Source organism: Cytobacillus sp. FSL R5-0569 (genome assembly GCF_038007265.1).
GTDB classification, from domain to species: domain Bacteria; phylum Bacillota; class Bacilli; order Bacillales; family Cytobacillaceae; genus Cytobacillus; species Cytobacillus kochii.
The window spans coordinates 3440937-3456536 of sequence record NZ_JBBOWW010000001.1 but is presented as its reverse complement, the minus strand read 5'-3'; the positions used below and the strand labels follow the sequence as shown (position 1 = coordinate 3456536).

Here is a 15600-nt window from a genome sequence, read left to right as displayed (position 1 = left end):
ATCAGATAGATGTTAAGGGGGGATTTGGTTGATAGAGATCATTTTCCGGAATAAGCATGAAGCCGAGGAGCTGTTTCAGCACGCAATCCGGATTCAGAACTATACGGAAGGCGAAACGACAATTCTTCATAATGAAGGTCAATATATAGTAAGAATGTATCCTGAACAATGCAGTGGACGATCTATTGAAGAAGTAAAACGAACATTTTCTGCTTTTTTAATGGAGAGTAAATGCGATAGTTGGTTTAGAAAGATAATGGCCGAAAAGTTTTATTATCAAGATTCAGAAGAACAACAACAAATTCTTGAAATCATTCATTCCATATTGGAAGGGCAAAGAGAAGATTTATCTACTTTTTTACATAGAGTGGATATACACGAGCAATTACGATCGGCTATAGATCGCCTAGTGCATGATGATATCTCTTTTTCCTATGATGCTTTTATAAAGTTTCGTCTTAAACCGCTTTTAGACGATATGACAAAGTATGTTGAGTTGTCTATTGATGAATATAAAATGGAACAGGAATATCAAATGTTTATTCAAACCTTAAGAGACTTTATTAAGGATAGAGAAAGTAAGTTACCCACGATTCATTTATATTTAGGTGAAGAAGTTCGCTTTTTTAATCAGCATTTCGAAGAGCTTTCTCGAATGGACCTAACGGCGATGATAGATAGAAGATTATTAATTAATCACCCTGTCTATGTAGATTCAGTTACAATCGCACCATTACTCTCAATCGCTCCTCAGGAAATATGTTTATATAGTGAAAGTGAGGAACAACCTTTAGTTCGTACAATTAAAAATATTTTTGAAGAGAGATTGGAAATCCTTCATATAAGTGAATTTAATATGCGTAAACAGCATGCATGTAAAAATATAAGTGAACCCTCTTGATTTTCCGTAAATTAAAAACTATAATACTTACATATTGAAATTATCAATGAACAGTAATGATAAGGATATGGGTATTCTTTTACGGTTTATAGAGAGGGAAGACAAGGCTGCAATCTTCCTAACACGAATGGAATGCTTACCACCTTTGAACTCCAATACATAAAGATGTCTAAGGCGTCGATTAAGTATTGGCGGCAACAAGACCGTTAACTTGCTACGAGTCACTTTTTTAAAGTGAGAAGTAGGGTGGAACCACGTGTATATGATACTCGTCCCTTTTATTAGGGGCGAGTTTTTTATTTTTCAAAAACAAGGAGGAAGTTATGATGTCAGAAATGATTAAAGTTTCGTTTCCAGATGGAGCAGTAAAGGAGTTCTCCAAAGGAACAACAACGGAAGAAATCGCATCATCAATCAGCCCTGGCTTAAAAAAGAAAGCCATAGCAGGTAAAGTGAATAATGAATTATTCGACCTTCGTCGTCCAATTGAAGAGGATGCGGCTGTGGAGATCATTACCCAAGGCAGTGATGAGGCGCTTGAAATTATGCGTCACAGTTCCGCTCATTTAATGGCGCAAGCGATTAAACGTTTATATAAAAACGTTAAATTAGGTGTAGGTCCTGTTATTGAGAGTGGCTTCTACTACGATATCGATATGGAGGAGTCATTAACACCTGAAGATCTACCGAAAATCGAGAAAGAAATGAAGAAAATCATCAATGAAAATATTGAGATTGTTCGTAAAGAAGTGAGTAGAGACGAAGCTTTAAAAATCTATGAGGAGATTGGCGACGAATATAAGGTTGAACTGATTGGCGCCATTCCAGAAGGTGAAACAGTTACCCTTTATGAACAAGGCGAATTCTTTGATCTTTGTCGAGGGGTTCATGTTCCTTCTACAGGGAAAATTAAAGAATTTAAGCTTTTAAGTATTGCTGGCGCATATTGGCGTGGAGATAGCGACAATAAGATGCTACAACGTATATATGGTACTGCATTCTTTACAAAAGATGACTTAAACGAACACTTGCGTTTGCTTGAAGAAGCAAAAGAGCGTGATCACCGTAAAATTGGTAAGGAATTAAGCCTCTTTACGAACTCCCAAAAGGTTGGACAAGGGTTACCGCTATGGTTACCAAAAGGCGCAACAATTCGCCGTAATATTGAACGTTATATCGTGGATAAAGAAGTGCGTTTAGGCTATGACCATGTATATACACCAATTATGGCAAATGTGGAACTTTACAAAACTTCAGGACACTGGGATCACTATCAAGAAGATATGTTCCCTGTAATGAAAATGGATAATGAGGAGCTTGTTCTTCGTCCAATGAACTGTCCTCATCATATGATGATTTATAAACAAGGAATCCATAGCTATAGAGAATTACCAATCCGTATCGCTGAATTAGGTACAATGCATCGCTATGAGATGTCTGGAGCATTATCAGGATTGCAACGTGTACGTGGTATGACATTAAATGATGCTCATCTATTCGTTCGTCCAGACCAAATTAAAGAAGAATTTATACGCGTTGTTAATTTAATTCTCGAAGTATACAAAGACTTTGACATTAATGATTATTCGTTCCGCCTATCTTATCGCGATCCTGAGGATACTGAAAAGTATTTTGATGATAATCAAATGTGGGAAAAGGCACAATCGATGTTAAAAGAAGCAATGGATGAGATTGGCTTGCCATACTATGAAGCCGAAGGGGAGGCCGCATTCTACGGTCCTAAGCTTGATGTACAAGTAAAAACAGCTCTAGGTAAAGAAGAAACGTTATCAACTGTTCAGTTAGACTTCTTGCTTCCTGAACGTTTTGACTTATCTTATGTTGGGGAAGATGGCAAGCCGCATCGCCCTGTTGTTATTCACCGTGGTGTTGTTTCAACGATGGAACGTTTTGTTGCTTTCCTTATCGAAGAATACAAAGGTGCATTCCCAACATGGCTAGCTCCTGTTCAAGTCCAAGTTATTCCAGTTTCAAATGATATCCATTTTGATTATGCGAAAAAAGTAAAAGAAGATTTACAGCTTGCAGGAATTCGCGTTGAAATCGATGATCGTAATGAAAAAATGGGTTATAAAATTCGTGAAGCACAAATGCAGAAAATCCCATATATGCTCGTTGTCGGCGATAATGAAGTAAGTGAACAGGCGGTTAATGTACGTAAATATGGGGAACAAAAATCAGAAACCATCTCCTTTAATGAATTTAAACAATTGATTGAGAAGGAAGTTCAAAGAGGATAAAAATATTACAAACAACGTGTATGATCGTATCCCAGAGTCTTTATCCATGCTTAACTCAAAACGTCACTTTATGCATGTTGTTAAGCTGGATAAAGGTGGGTACAAAAAAATTTCAAAAGTTGTTGCCAAACACCGCAACTTTTGATATCATTTTCTATGTTGTGAAAAAACAATACCATTTGACAAATATTATGCTTTGTGATATATTTTCTAAGGTAATTTGAATACAGTTTGAGTAAAGAAGAAGCGCCCGCTTCTCACCTGATTGACGCTTTTAGGCAGTTAGCAGGTTTACGTGAATTTTAACATTGTACGTAATGTGTGGGTGTCTTCACCCGCACTTTTTTATTTGCCTCAATTGTATCACTCGGTGCAGCTGGAAGCTTCTTTTAGAAAAGTGACCCAAACATTGTGTTCATATAAAACCATGGAGGTGTCTAACTATTAGCAAAGATATGTTGTTAAACGAGGGTATCCGTGCCCGTGAAGTTCGTCTTATTGACCAGAATGGCGAGCAACTAGGAATCAAATCTAAAAATGAAGCGCTAGAAATAGCCGCACGTGTAAATCTTGATCTTGTTCTTGTAGCACCGAATGCAAAGCCTCCTGTAGGCCGTATCATGGACTACGGTAAGTTTAAGTTCGAGCAACAGAAGAAAGACAAAGAAGCACGTAAAAATCAAAAAATTATCAGTGTTAAAGAAGTTCGCCTTAGTCCAACGATAGAGGAACATGACTTTAATACAAAGCTTCGTAACGCAATCAAATTCCTTGAAAAAGGCGATAAAGTAAAAGCTTCCATTCGTTTTAAAGGTCGTGCGATTACGCATAAGGAAATTGGACAGCGTGTTCTTGTTCGATTTGCAGAGGCTTGCTCTGAAGTCGCAACAGTTGAATCTCATCCGAAAATGGATGGCCGAAGCATGTTTATGATACTTGCACCTAAAAACGAAAAGTAAGAGGAGGAATTCCACATGCCAAAAATGAAAACACACCGTGGTTCTGCTAAGCGTTTTAAAAGAACAGGATCTGGAAAATTAAAACGTTCTCACGCTTACAGAAGCCATATGTTCGCGAATAAATCTCAAAAACAAAAACGTAAGCTTCGTAAAGGTACTCTTGTATCTACTGGTGATTTCAAGCGTATCCGCAATATGTTAGTAGGTCTTAAGTAAACTCGCAAAATAGGAGGGAAATATTATGCCACGTGTAAAAGGCGGTACAGTTACTCGCAAACGTCGTAAAAAGGTATTAAAATTAGCTAAAGGTTATTACGGTTCTAAACATACATTATATAAAGTTGCTAACCAACAAGTAATGAAATCTTACAACTATGCTTATCGTGATCGTCGTCAGAAAAAACGCGACTTCCGTAAGTTATGGGTTACTCGTATTAACGCAGCTGCTCGTATGAACGGTCTTTCTTATAGCCGTTTAATGCACGGATTAAAACTAGCTGGTATCGAAGTAAACCGCAAAATGCTTGCAGAATTAGCTGTTTCTGATGCAAATGCATTCGCAGAATTAGCAAATGTTGCAAAACAAAACCTTTCTAAATAAGAAAGTTTAAGAGTCGCTCTTTCGGGGGTGGCTTTTTTTGTTATGATTTTAGTCTATTGAAGTGGAAGAAAACGAAATATACTCCTGCAAAGTTCAAGTATATGTTAGTGAGCATCTCAAGCGTATTAAACTAATGACCTTTGGCACGAGTACGAACTTATAAATACGATTAATTTACTTTATCAGCTATAATTTCGATAACGAAATGAGAATAGGGGTGTAATGAATGATTTTTGCTATCATAATCGTCTTTTTTATAATGAATGGCATTGCAGCAATTATGATGAAAATAGATAAAAGAAAAGCGCAAAAGGGAGAATACCGCATTAGTGAGCAAAATCTGTGGCTGGTTGCTCTTTTGTTTGGAGCTATAGGAATGACTTGGGGAATGAGGCGTTATAGACATAAGACAAAGCATTTTTCTTTTAAATTTGGTCTTCCTATCTTATCTGTGTTACAGTTGATATTCCTCGTTTACCTCATCATGGAGTGGGCATAATTTTAGTGCCCTTGCCATATGATGTACTAACATCCAAGAATCTTATAGTTCATGGAAGGTGGGCGTTTATCAGGTGAATGAACATCTTGCTCTTGCAAAGGGGATTATTGAGACAGCAGGTATTCTCGCTCCATTCGCATTTATTTTATTTCATATTTTGCGGCAGTTCCTTTTTATCCCTGTGCCACTTGTTTGTATTGCTGGTGGTGTATTGTTTGGCAGTTTATTTGGTAGTATTTTATCTCTAGTAGGGTTAATGTTATCTTGTTTATTTTTTTATGTATTAATTTATCAACTTCCTACCTTTCATGAAAAACTGTCTCATTTAAAAAAGAAATGGTTTGGAGAATATCGTAATTTAACCATTGGTCAAATTTCCATTCTTCGTTTGATTCCATTTATTCATTTTCATTTACTTAACTTTTGCTTGCTAGAAAAAAACCCGAAATTTCGTGATTTCTGCAAAGGTGCTTTGTTAACAAATATACCATTAGCAATCTTTTATACTGTTTTTGGTGAATTTATCAGTAGATTTACACCAACAATGATTGTTATGATTCTACTGTCTTTGTCCATTCTTCTCTATCTCATTAGAGAGAAAGTGACTGTGATAAAATGGCAAGAATTTTTTAAAACAACAAAGGTGAAAAAAGTTTCATAAATGAAAGGTTAGGGTCGTGTATCCTGGCTTTTTTTGTTTATTGACTTTGAGAGGGGAATTATTTGATTGCAGAAAAAGAGGAAAATACTGATGTAATAAAAATCTAGCAAATGCTACTTAGAGATATAAATATAGCCCTAACAAACTTTGTAAAGGTTTGTTAGGGCTTAAAGTTTGGGCTCATCTTTCACTGGTTACGCTTTTTATCCATTAGCTCTTTCACAGGGCTCTTCCAGTCGATTTTTGCATTCATATAATGGTTTTTTAATTTGCTTTCGATAAACATAAAGTCCTCGCCAACAAGTCCTTGTAACTCTGATGGCTGATGAGGCCAAATGAAAATTGAAACCACATCAAAGGAGTTATCTGTTGTACCTAGATATTTTTCACCTTCAAACATAACCCCTTTATAAGTAATGAAGAAATTTTTCTGAGCGTTATTTGCGTCGTCATAAAAAAAATATTTTTTTTGTTTATGAGCTTTTTCTAATTTACGCATCGGATTTGTAACATACTTAACAGCACTATATATGAGCAAAATAATCAAAATGATTAGTAATAGGCGAATGATCAATAACATTAAGAATACCCCTTTGTACATTTTTTAAGTGTTTACGAATAAAAACGAAAAAGGTTTCAACTTTGTTTAAATTTGTTATAATTTTTTTGTTATGTAAAAAATAATTGGCTCTTTAATCGAAAAAACTGAGGGACATTTACGGTTTATATACCCATTAGTAAGTAATTTTATGCAACATGATAATAACATCATTCTATAATAAGATGAGGGATAAACAATGACGAATATATTAAACATTAAATTGATTCGCAATGATGCTAAAATGCCTTACCGTGCAAATGAGGGGGACGCTGGGCTAGATTTATTTTCAGTTGAAGATGTAATCATACCATCAGGACAGTCAGCTTTAATTAGCACAGGTATTCAGATGGAGTTACCAAAAGGAACGGAAGCACAAGTAAGGCCAAGAAGTGGTTTAGCTCTTAAACATAGTGTAACGGTTTTAAATAGTCCAGGGACGATTGATGAGGGCTATAGAGGCGAAGTGAAGGTCATCTTGATTAATCATGGAAAAGAAGAATTCCGTGTAGAAAAACATATGAGAATTGCCCAAATGGTAATCGCACCAGTTTTTCAAGTTGAGCTTGCCCAAGTAAGTGATTTAACACAATCAGAAAGAAACAGTGGAGGGTTTGGTTCATCCGGAAAATAAGTGAGCGTCTAAACCTCAAAGTACCTTTAAGTCTTCCCGCTTGTTAACACATATGTATAAGTTCTATAGAAATGAAGTACAGTAAGAAGTAGTTTAAGTTTTTACAAAAGAAGGACTAACCATGTATAATGGGCTTAAATAATATTAAGGGAGTCGAAATATGTCTAAGCTTGATGAAACATTAACGATGCTAAAAGAACTAACTGATGCAAGAGGGGTTCCAGGTAACGAACGAGAAGTGCGTGAAGTGATGAAAAAATACATAGAACCCTTAGCTGATGAATTATCAACTGACGGACTTGGTAGTTTAATCGCTAAAAAAATTGGTCAAGCAGATGGGCCAAAGATTATGGTTGCTGGTCATTTAGATGAAGTAGGTTTTATGGTGACAAGTATTGATAATAAAGGGTTTTTGCGGTTTCAAACAGTTGGAGGCTGGTGGTCTCAAGTGATGTTAGCCCAACGTGTGACGATTGTAACATCTAAAGGAGATGTGACTGGGGTAATTGGTTCGAAGCCACCACATATTTTGCCAGCAGAAGCGCGTAAGAAAACAATTGAAATCAAGGATATGTTCATTGATATCGGTGCTTCTAGCCGTGAAGAGGCATTAGGTTGGGGCGTAAAACCAGGGGATATGGTTGTTCCATATTTTGAATTCACTGTGATGAACAATGAGAAAATGTTACTTGCGAAAGCTTGGGACAACAGAATCGGTTTGGCGATTGCAATTAAAGTGCTAGAAGGTTTGAAAAATGAGAACCATCCAAATACAGTATATGCGGTTGGAACGGTACAAGAAGAAGTTGGCTTGCGTGGGGCAAAAACAGCTGCACAAATGATTAAGCCTGATATCGGTATCGCTGTTGATGTTGGGATACCAGGAGATACACCAGGTGTAACAGAAAAGGATGCGTTAAGTAAATTAGGTGATGGTCCTCAAATTATTCTCTATGACGCTTCTATGGTGTCACATAAAGGTTTAAGAGATTTTGTAACAAATACAGCAGATGAGCTCAATATTCCATATCAGTTTGATTCTGTACCAGGTGGTGGAACGGATGCAGGTTCCATACATTTAACATATAAAGGTGTGCCAGCGCTTTCAATTACAATTGCAACAAGATATATTCATTCACATGCGGGTATTCTTCATCGTGATGATTTTGAAAACGCAGTAAAACTGATTACAGCTGTTATTAAAAGACTAGATAACGATACAGTTGCAAAAATAACTTTTGAATAGAAAAAAACAGCCTGATGAAAGGCTGTTTTTTTTCTTATTGTAAGCCGTTTTCTAACGTCTCTAGCATTTCTTTCTTTTCAGTTTCAGATGAATTTTGCCAAATGACTTCAAATAATACGCCAAGGCCAGGGAGCATTTTCTCTTCGCCTGTTTGTATAGCATCAACAATAGTATCTTTTAATTCATCTTGTGAATTACCTGAAACATTGTGTAAGATGGCATTACGTAAATTTAAGTTCATAAAAGTAAACACATCCTTCGTTAGAATTCGTTACGATTATAGGGTTTCTCATTTAAGATTTATTATGTATGTGTTTTTCGGTATAATGAAATATTAATGGCACGTGTTTTATTGAAGGAGCGAAAAAATGAAGTACATACAATCAGCAAAAAATCCACAGGTGAAGCAGTGGAAAAAGCTTCTCAAAAGGAAAGAAAGAGATATAACAGGTACTTTTCTTGTTGAAGGATTTCATCTTGTTGAAGAAGCATTAAAAGAAAATCGTGTAAAAGAGTTAATGATTAGTGAGGAAAAGGATATACCAAAAAGCTGGAATGTAGGAAACTGTTCCGTTTATATCCTACCGCCACATGTGATTGGAGACTTAACTGATACACAAACACCGCAAGGAATTGTGGCTGTATGTTATCAAGAAGAAGAGAGGTCTTTCGATTCGCTTGGTTTGAAGAAATTATTACTATTAGATGAAGTGCAAGATCCCGGAAACTTAGGAACAATGATTCGTACAGCTGATGCGGCTGGCATGGATGCGGTTATCATCGGTCACAGCACAGTGGACCCTTATAATCCAAAGGTTTTACGTTCTGCTCAAGGTAGTCACTTCCATCTACCAATTATCCATGGCAAGTTGGATGTATGGATGAAGGAGTTAAAGGAAAATAATATTCCTGTATACGGTACAGCATTAGAAGGAGGCAAAGAATATCAAAGCTTTGCTCCACTGGATGAATTTGCATTGCTCGTTGGTAATGAAGGGAACGGTGTAAATAAAGAGTTACTTACACAAACTACAGCCAATCTGTATATTCCTTTATACGGTAAGAGTGAGTCCTTAAATGTAGCTGTAGCAGCAGGTATATTGCTATATTATTTGAGAAACGAATAATGAGTAAAAAAATCGTGAGAACAATTTGAATGTCGACTCATAATGTAATATAATAAATAGCAAAATGAAATAATTAAAAGCTATGATAGAGACAAAGTAAAGTATGTTTTGTTCATAATAGGGAGAAAATGCCTGAGACTGAAAGCATTTTTATGAGCGACTTACTCGAAATTTCAGCTCTTGAGCAGACATCGGGACCATCGAATATTTTCGATGTAAAGATGCACCGGCTTTTTGCCGTTATCGAAATGAAGCGAATATAGCATGTTTTTTATTGTTGTATTAAAAAGGGTGGTACCGCGATTCCAAACCTCGTCCCTTTCATGGGATAAGGTTTTTTATTTTGTCAAAAAAGTATTAAAAGGAGGAGTTTCAAGATGCAAGAGCGTTTAAAAGAATTGCAAGCAGAAGCGTTAGAGAAGGTTTCTGCGGCAATGGATTTAAAAGAATTAAATGATATCCGCGTTGCTTATTTAGGTAAGAAAGGCCCGATCACAGAAGTACTAAAAGGAATGGGGAAACTTTCTGCAGAAGAACGTCCGAAAATGGGTGCATTAGCAAATGAAGTGCGTGATCAAATTACGCAAGGAATAACGGCAAAACAAGTGCAGTTAGAAGAAGCGCAAATTCAAGCTAAGCTTGCTGCAGAAACGATTGATGTGACATTACCAGGTCGTCCTGTACATACCGGTAATCATCATTCATTAACAAGGGTTGTTGAAGAAATTGAGGACTTATTCATTGGAATGGGCTATACCGTAGCGGAAGGACCAGAAGTGGAGAAGGATTATTATAATTTTGAAGCATTGAACTTACCAAAAGGTCACCCTGCACGTGATATGCAAGATTCATTCTATATTACAGAGGATATTTTATTACGCACACATACTTCGCCTGTGCAAGCTAGAACGATGGAAAAGCATGAGGGGAAAGGTCCAGTGAAAATCATTTGTCCAGGAAAAGTATTCCGTCGTGATAATGATGATGCGACTCACTCTCATCAATTTATGCAAATTGAAGGACTTGTGATAGATGAAAATATTCGAATGACAGACTTAAAGGGTACGCTAGAAGTATTTGCGAAAAAAATGTTTGGTGAAGAGAGAGAAATTCGCCTTCGTCCAAGTTTCTTCCCATTTACTGAGCCATCTGTAGAAATGGATATTTCTTGTATGATTTGTTCTGGAAAAGGCTGTAATGTATGTAAAAAAACCGGTTGGATTGAGATCTTAGGTGCAGGAATGGTACACCCAAATGTCCTTGAAATGGCAGGATTTGATTCTAAAAAATATACAGGTTTTGCCTTTGGCATGGGAGCTGAGCGTATTGCCATGTTAAAATACGGTGTCGATGATATTCGTCATTTCTATACAAATGATAGTAGATTCTTAAAGCAATTCTCAATTCATGAATAAAGGGGGAGGACAACGATATGTACGTTTCATATAAATGGTTACAAGAATATGTTGACTTATCTGGGATTACACCAGAAGAATTAGCAGAGAAGATCACAAAGAGCGGAATCGAAGTTGAAGGTGTAGAGACACTTGATGAAGGAATTAAGGGTGTCGTCGTCGGCTATGTATCTGAAAAACAGAAACATCCAAGTGCTGATAAATTAAATATTTGTCAAGTAGACCTTGGCGATGGCGAACTTGTGCAAATCATTTGTGGGGCTCCTAATGTTGATAAAGGACAAAAGGTAGCAGTTGCAACTGTAGGTGCAGTATTACCGGGGAATTTTAAAATTAAAAAAGCAAAATTACGTGGTGAAGCTTCGAATGGTATGATTTGTTCTCTTCAAGAACTAGGCTTTGAAAGTAAGCTAGTCGCTAAAGATTATAGTGAAGGTATCTATGTGTTTCCAGCAGATACAGAGCTTGGAACCAATGCATTAGAGCAATTGCACAGAGATGATCAAGTATTAGAACTAGGGTTAACACCGAACCGTGCAGATTGCCAAAGTATGCTTGGTGTTGCCTATGAAGTCGCTGCTATTTTAGAAAAAGATGTGAAGTTACCGCAGACAAAGGTAGAGACTGTTTCTGAGAGGGCCGCTGATTACATCACTGTAAATGTAGAAGCAGCAGATGATAACCCATTATATGTCGCTAAAGTAATTAAAAATGTAAAAATCGCTCCGTCACCACTATGGTTACAAGCTCGTTTAACAGCAGCTGGTATTCGTCCACATAATAATGTTGTTGATATTACGAACTATATTTTGCTTGAATACGGTCAGCCTTTACACGCGTTTGATTATGATCGCCTAGGTTCGAAAGAGATTCTTGTTCGCCGTGCCAACCAAGGTGAAAAAATCACTACGCTTGATGATGCTGAGAGAGAATTAACAACAGATCACCTAGTTATCACAAATGGGGAAGTACCAGTTGCTTTAGCTGGTGTAATGGGTGGAGCGAATTCAGAAGTTGGTAATGAAACAACGACCGTACTACTTGAATCAGCTTATTTCACTGGAGGTGCGATTAGAAAGTCCTCGAAAGATCACGGATTAAGGAGTGAAGCGAGTGCGCGTTATGAAAAAGGTGTTGATCCACAGCGTGTTCGTCCAGCAGCAGAAAGAGCAGCGCAATTACTCACGCAATACGCAGGCGGAGAAGTATTAGAGGGATCAGTAGAGGTTGACACGTTAAAAGTAGAACCTGCTGTTATCACCATTACCATTGATAAAATCAATCGTGTCCTTGGAACATCGTTACTAGTGAGTGAAGCAAAAGATATTTTAGAAAGATTGCAATTCACGACAGTGGTTGAAGAGAATGAAATTACAGTAACAGTGCCAACAAGACGTGGTGATATTACAATAGAAGAGGATCTTGTAGAAGAAGTGGGTCGCCTATACGGATACGATAATCTTGCTTCAACATTGCCCGGTGGGACGGCTTCAGCAGGTAGTTTAACGCCTTATCAAAAGAAACGACGTATCGTTCGTCAATACTTGGAAGGGGCGGGATTATATCAAGCCATCACTTACTCATTAACGAGTGAAGATAAAGCGCAAAACTACTCCTTAGAAGCTAGAGACCCAATTAAGCTTGCGATGCCGATGAGTGAAGAGCGTAGTGTGTTACGGCTTAGCTTAACTCCGCATTTACTAGAAGTCCTTAAATATAATAGTGCGAGACAAATTGACGCTACTGCTATTTACGAAACAGGCTCTGTTTTCTTACGTACAGCTGAGAATGAGTTGCCTGAGGAAAAAGAACATTTAGCTGCGGCCATTACAGGTTTATGGGAGTTACATCAATGGCAAGGGGAGAAAAAGCCAGTTGATTTCTTTGTTCTGAAAGGAATTCTAGAAGGATTATTTAGTAAACTTGGTTTGTTAGAACAAATCACGTTTGCCAAATTTGAGAAAGACGGACTACATCCAGGTCGCTCAGCAGAAGTATTTCTAAATGAAACGAGTATAGGGTTTATTGGTCAAGTTCATCCGAATGTTGAAAAAGAATTAGACTTAAAAGAAACGTATGTTTTTGAATTATCATTAGAGAAATTATTACATGCTGAAATTAAACCTTTACGCTATGAAGCTATTCCTCGTTACCCATCTATTACGAGAGATATTGCTTTAGTGGTCGATCAAACAACGACAGCTCAAGCATTAAGTACTGTCATTCGTGAAGCAGGCGGCAAATTACTAAAAGACGTTCATGTATTTGATTTATATGAAGGAGATCGAATGGAAGAAGGTAAAAAATCAATTGCCTATTCACTGAAATATTTTGATCCAGAACGGACTCTTACAGATGAAGATGTTGTAAAAGCCCATGACAAAGTGTTAAAAGCATTAGAAGAAAAAACTGGTGCTGTCCTTCGTGGATAAATAATCATCAAAGTGATACTTACTGTTATTTTTCGGTAGTATCACTTTTTTTGTACAGTGTAGTTGAAAAGAAAAATTACTATTTAAGAGACTATAAATATAGGAAGAAATAAGAGTAAGATAGTGGTAAGATGAGGAATCACTGGTCCCAGAAGAAGCGCCCTGTATTAGAAGTAGAACACAAGCTGAGAGCTTGAGAGGCGCTAGTAAAAGTAGAAATCCGCTCTTCATAAAAGAGCGGAGCCCTATTGCTTTATGCTTTATACTTCTTTCTATAAAGAGCTTTTGCTTTATCGGTGTTAGCAAAATGCAGTTTCACAAAGCGCGTTAGAGAATCTTCACCATGGATATGTATTAATTTCGCACCGCATTCGTCAACCTTAGGGCCGGCACCTTTTGTTAGTGGAAAGCCAGCCTTTTTACTTAATTCCTCGAAACGAAGGAGAAACGCATAGCGTGCAAGGATTGATGCAGCTGCGACAGCGATATGTACAGATTCACCTTTCGTACTGAAATATACATTTTCTCTTTGTATATTGGCTTGAGATTTTAAATAATTATAATATACTCCTTCTTGAGCAAATTGATCGATTAAGACGGCGTCTGGCTTCTCTGGAGACATTTTTTCAAGCACACTATTAATAGCTTGGTTATGAAGGAGAGCTTTTAGTTTTCCTTGAGACATTCCTTTTTGTTGCATGTTGTTATATTTTTCATTATGTAGTGTAAGTAAACTAAAGGGAATGACATCTTTAATTTGTTTAGCGATTTGGATAATTCTCTGATCATTTAAATTCTTAGAGTCTTGCACGCCAAGCTCTTTTAATAGTGGGATGTTTGTTGCACTTACATAAGCTGCTACTACTGTCATTGGTCCAAAGTAATCTCCTGTCCCAACTTCATCTGAGCCCACAACTGATAGGGATGCAAAATGATCCGGTAATTTGGATCCTTTTGGCGAGCTGGCTTTCTTTTTCGGTGCGACTTCGCTATTAAAGCCCCCCCATTTATCAGCTTCTGATTGACAGCCTGCTCCTTGAAATAATACTTTACCTGATTTGTAGGCAGTAATTGTACAATTGTTTGTTTTGGCAGTGAAAATACTACCGGGAGGCTGTTTCGGTGATAGTAGAGCTTGGTAATGTGTTTTCATTAGTTGAAGTTCTGCTGTAGATTTTTTTAATACTATTTGACTCATAATTGATTCCTCCTATTTTGACAATTCCTCTGTCTTTTTGACAAGCTTTGACTTCCCTCAAAAAATGGTTCGTGTTATGATAATGTTTAGGATTCTTCAGAATGGGGGCTTGTATGTTGTCAAATACTGATAAAAACCGGACAAGGGTTGATATATATGGTATCCCGTATACAATTGTCGGCACGGAGAGCTCCAGCCACATCCGTTTAGTTGCATCCATGGTGGATGAAACAATGAGAGATATTAGTGCAAAGAATCCTTCGCTCGATATTAGTAAACTTGCTGTTTTAACAGCTGTGAACACAATGAACGATTATTTGAAACTTAAAGACGAAGTAGAACGTCTTAAAGAAGAATTAAATAGAGTAAAGGACTGACACGAATTATGCTTGATCTTGCCATTATTATCATGTTAATCTTCGGGTTTTTCATAGGTCTACGAAGAGGATTAATTCTTCAAGCTATCCATCTATTAGGCTTTATTGTCGCCTTCGTTGTGGCAAGACTATACTATGAGCCTTTAGCTCCTAAATTAACCTTATGGATTCCATATCCGAACTTCGGGAATTCACAGCTTGAAACGATTTTAGGTAACACAGACTTAGAGACAGCTTATTATCGCGCAATTGCATTTGCAATCATTTTCTTTGCAGTTAAGATTGTATTACAAATTATCGGCAGTATGCTAGATTTTCTCGCAAGTTTTCCGATATTAAAACAATTAAACAGTTGGGCTGGAAGTATTTTAGGATTTATAGAAGTTTATCTTATCATGTTTATCTTATTATACATAGCAGCATTATTACCAATAGATAGTGTGCAGTCAACTCTAGACGGCTCGTCTATGGCAAACTTTATTATTGAGCACACACCAGTGTTTTCCCAGCAGATAAAAGAGTTATGGATTGATTATGTAGCTTCTTAACTTCTCTACCTTAGGAAGAGAAGTTTTCTTTATTTAAAGCCAATCTTTTTTTTGATAGGTCACCAATAAGAGGCGGACTGTCTGGAACGGTGGAAATATTGTATGATTTTATAGGTAGTAAGAAAACGGGAAAGACTAAGAAA

The 15600-nt window shown here is 37.0% G+C and carries 17 protein-coding genes and 3 other annotated features; of the genes, 14 read left to right on the top strand and 3 right to left on the bottom strand.

The window, feature by feature from the left end; genetic code table 11:
* Positions 1 to 28 precede the first annotated feature (28 nt).
* The 7 genes from ytxC (at position 29) to MKX78_RS17460 (ending at position 5882) form a co-directional block, all read left to right on the top strand.
* A complete protein-coding gene (ytxC, locus tag MKX78_RS17490; protein ID WP_157733922.1) occupies positions 29 to 901 on the top strand; it encodes a putative sporulation protein YtxC in 873 nt (290 codons plus the stop codon).
* A gap of 47 nt (positions 902 to 948) precedes the next feature.
* Positions 949 to 1181: a binding site (T-box leader), on the top strand.
* 46 nt (positions 1182 to 1227) lie between these two features.
* Entirely contained in the window at positions 1228 to 3162 is a 1935-nt protein-coding gene (gene thrS, locus MKX78_RS17485) for a threonine--tRNA ligase (RefSeq protein ID WP_095372324.1), read from the top strand.
* A 232-nt stretch (positions 3163 to 3394) separates the two neighbouring features.
* Positions 3395 to 3515 (top strand) — a sequence feature (ribosomal protein L20 leader region).
* A gap of 102 nt (positions 3516 to 3617) precedes the next feature.
* Positions 3618 to 4121 (top strand): translation initiation factor IF-3, encoded by a 504-nt coding sequence (infC, locus tag MKX78_RS17480; protein WP_095372325.1) that lies wholly within the window; start codon positions 3618 to 3620, stop codon positions 4119 to 4121.
* Positions 4122 to 4136: 15 nt separating this feature from the next.
* Complete coding sequence (rpmI, locus tag MKX78_RS17475; protein WP_095372326.1) at positions 4137 to 4337, top strand: 50S ribosomal protein L35; 201 nt, start codon at positions 4137 to 4139, stop codon at positions 4335 to 4337.
* A gap of 25 nt (positions 4338 to 4362) precedes the next feature.
* Complete coding sequence (rplT, locus tag MKX78_RS17470; protein ID WP_095372327.1) at positions 4363 to 4722, top strand: 50S ribosomal protein L20; 360 nt, start codon at positions 4363 to 4365, stop codon at positions 4720 to 4722.
* A 226-nt stretch (positions 4723 to 4948) separates the two neighbouring features.
* Positions 4949 to 5221 (top strand): DUF1294 domain-containing protein, encoded by a 273-nt coding sequence (locus MKX78_RS17465; protein ID WP_307312684.1) that lies wholly within the window; start codon positions 4949 to 4951, stop codon positions 5219 to 5221.
* Between the two features lie 73 nt (positions 5222 to 5294).
* A complete protein-coding gene (locus MKX78_RS17460; RefSeq protein WP_095372329.1) occupies positions 5295 to 5882 on the top strand; it encodes a TVP38/TMEM64 family protein in 588 nt (195 codons plus the stop codon).
* A gap of 187 nt (positions 5883 to 6069) precedes the next feature.
* Here the strand turns inward: MKX78_RS17460 and MKX78_RS17455 are convergent, their stop codons facing one another.
* Positions 6070 to 6462: a sigma-w pathway protein ysdB gene (locus MKX78_RS17455; RefSeq protein ID WP_095372330.1), complete on the bottom strand. Its 393-nt coding sequence runs from the start codon at positions 6460 to 6462 to the stop codon at positions 6070 to 6072.
* Positions 6463 to 6679: 217 nt separating this feature from the next.
* Between MKX78_RS17455 and dut the strand changes: the two genes are divergently transcribed.
* Positions 6680 to 7114 carry a dUTP diphosphatase gene (gene dut / locus MKX78_RS17450; RefSeq protein ID WP_095372331.1) on the top strand — a complete coding sequence of 145 codons (435 nt, stop codon included), beginning with the start codon at positions 6680 to 6682 and terminating at the stop codon, positions 7112 to 7114.
* 160 nt (positions 7115 to 7274) lie between these two features.
* Positions 7275 to 8360: a M42 family metallopeptidase gene (locus MKX78_RS17445; protein WP_095372332.1), complete on the top strand. Its 1086-nt coding sequence runs from the start codon at positions 7275 to 7277 to the stop codon at positions 8358 to 8360.
* Positions 8361 to 8394: 34 nt separating this feature from the next.
* Here the strand turns inward: MKX78_RS17445 and sspI are convergent, their stop codons facing one another.
* Positions 8395 to 8601: a small acid-soluble spore protein SspI gene (gene sspI / locus MKX78_RS17440; RefSeq protein WP_095372333.1), complete on the bottom strand. Its 207-nt coding sequence runs from the start codon at positions 8599 to 8601 to the stop codon at positions 8395 to 8397.
* 127 nt (positions 8602 to 8728) lie between these two features.
* Here sspI and MKX78_RS17435 point away from each other — a divergent pair, with 127 nt between their 5' ends.
* From MKX78_RS17435 to pheT, 3 genes are all read left to right on the top strand, one after another.
* Entirely contained in the window at positions 8729 to 9487 is a 759-nt protein-coding gene (locus tag MKX78_RS17435) for a TrmH family RNA methyltransferase (protein ID WP_341051724.1), read from the top strand.
* Between the two features lie 73 nt (positions 9488 to 9560).
* Positions 9561 to 9810 (top strand) — a binding site (T-box leader).
* Positions 9811 to 9864: 54 nt separating this feature from the next.
* Positions 9865 to 10902 (top strand): phenylalanine--tRNA ligase subunit alpha, encoded by a 1038-nt coding sequence (gene pheS / locus MKX78_RS17430; RefSeq protein WP_307312687.1) that lies wholly within the window; start codon positions 9865 to 9867, stop codon positions 10900 to 10902.
* 17 nt (positions 10903 to 10919) lie between these two features.
* Entirely contained in the window at positions 10920 to 13334 is a 2415-nt protein-coding gene (gene pheT / locus MKX78_RS17425) for a phenylalanine--tRNA ligase subunit beta (RefSeq protein ID WP_341051722.1), read from the top strand.
* A gap of 253 nt (positions 13335 to 13587) precedes the next feature.
* On the opposite strand, the gene rnhC is transcribed toward pheT, so the two are convergent.
* The gene (rnhC, locus tag MKX78_RS17420) at positions 13588 to 14535 is read right to left on the bottom strand and encodes a ribonuclease HIII (protein ID WP_341052781.1); all 948 of its coding nucleotides are present in this window, start codon (positions 14533 to 14535) and stop codon (positions 13588 to 13590) included.
* Between the two features lie 113 nt (positions 14536 to 14648).
* Here rnhC and zapA point away from each other — a divergent pair, with 113 nt between their 5' ends.
* Complete coding sequence (gene zapA, locus MKX78_RS17415; RefSeq protein ID WP_095373635.1) at positions 14649 to 14909, top strand: cell division protein ZapA; 261 nt, start codon at positions 14649 to 14651, stop codon at positions 14907 to 14909.
* Between the two features lie 8 nt (positions 14910 to 14917).
* Complete coding sequence (locus tag MKX78_RS17410) at positions 14918 to 15457, top strand: CvpA family protein (RefSeq protein ID WP_307312689.1); 540 nt, start codon at positions 14918 to 14920, stop codon at positions 15455 to 15457.
* Positions 15458 to 15600 lie beyond the last annotated feature (143 nt).

Bases quoted from the DNA above. Each gene is read 5' to 3' on its own strand.
- thrS (WP_095372324.1), top strand. From the start codon at position 1,228: ATGTCAGAAATGATTAAAGTTTCGTTTCCAGATGGAGCAGTAAAGGAG.
- infC (WP_095372325.1), top strand. From the start codon at position 3,618: ATGTTGTTAAACGAGGGTATCCGTGCCCGTGAAGTTCGTCTTATTGAC.
- rpmI (WP_095372326.1), top strand. From the start codon at position 4,137: ATGCCAAAAATGAAAACACACCGTGGTTCTGCTAAGCGTTTTAAAAGA.
- rplT (WP_095372327.1), top strand. From the start codon at position 4,363: ATGCCACGTGTAAAAGGCGGTACAGTTACTCGCAAACGTCGTAAAAAG.
- MKX78_RS17465 (WP_307312684.1), top strand. From the start codon at position 4,949: ATGATTTTTGCTATCATAATCGTCTTTTTTATAATGAATGGCATTGCA.
- MKX78_RS17455 (WP_095372330.1), bottom strand. From the start codon at position 6,462: ATGTTATTGATCATTCGCCTATTACTAATCATTTTGATTATTTTGCTC.
- dut (WP_095372331.1), top strand. From the start codon at position 6,680: ATGACGAATATATTAAACATTAAATTGATTCGCAATGATGCTAAAATG.
- MKX78_RS17445 (WP_095372332.1), top strand. From the start codon at position 7,275: ATGTCTAAGCTTGATGAAACATTAACGATGCTAAAAGAACTAACTGAT.
- sspI (WP_095372333.1), bottom strand. From the start codon at position 8,601: ATGAACTTAAATTTACGTAATGCCATCTTACACAATGTTTCAGGTAAT.
- MKX78_RS17435 (WP_341051724.1), top strand. From the start codon at position 8,729: ATGAAGTACATACAATCAGCAAAAAATCCACAGGTGAAGCAGTGGAAA.
- pheS (WP_307312687.1), top strand. From the start codon at position 9,865: ATGCAAGAGCGTTTAAAAGAATTGCAAGCAGAAGCGTTAGAGAAGGTT.
- pheT (WP_341051722.1), top strand. From the start codon at position 10,920: ATGTACGTTTCATATAAATGGTTACAAGAATATGTTGACTTATCTGGG.
- MKX78_RS17410 (WP_307312689.1), top strand. From the start codon at position 14,918: ATGCTTGATCTTGCCATTATTATCATGTTAATCTTCGGGTTTTTCATA.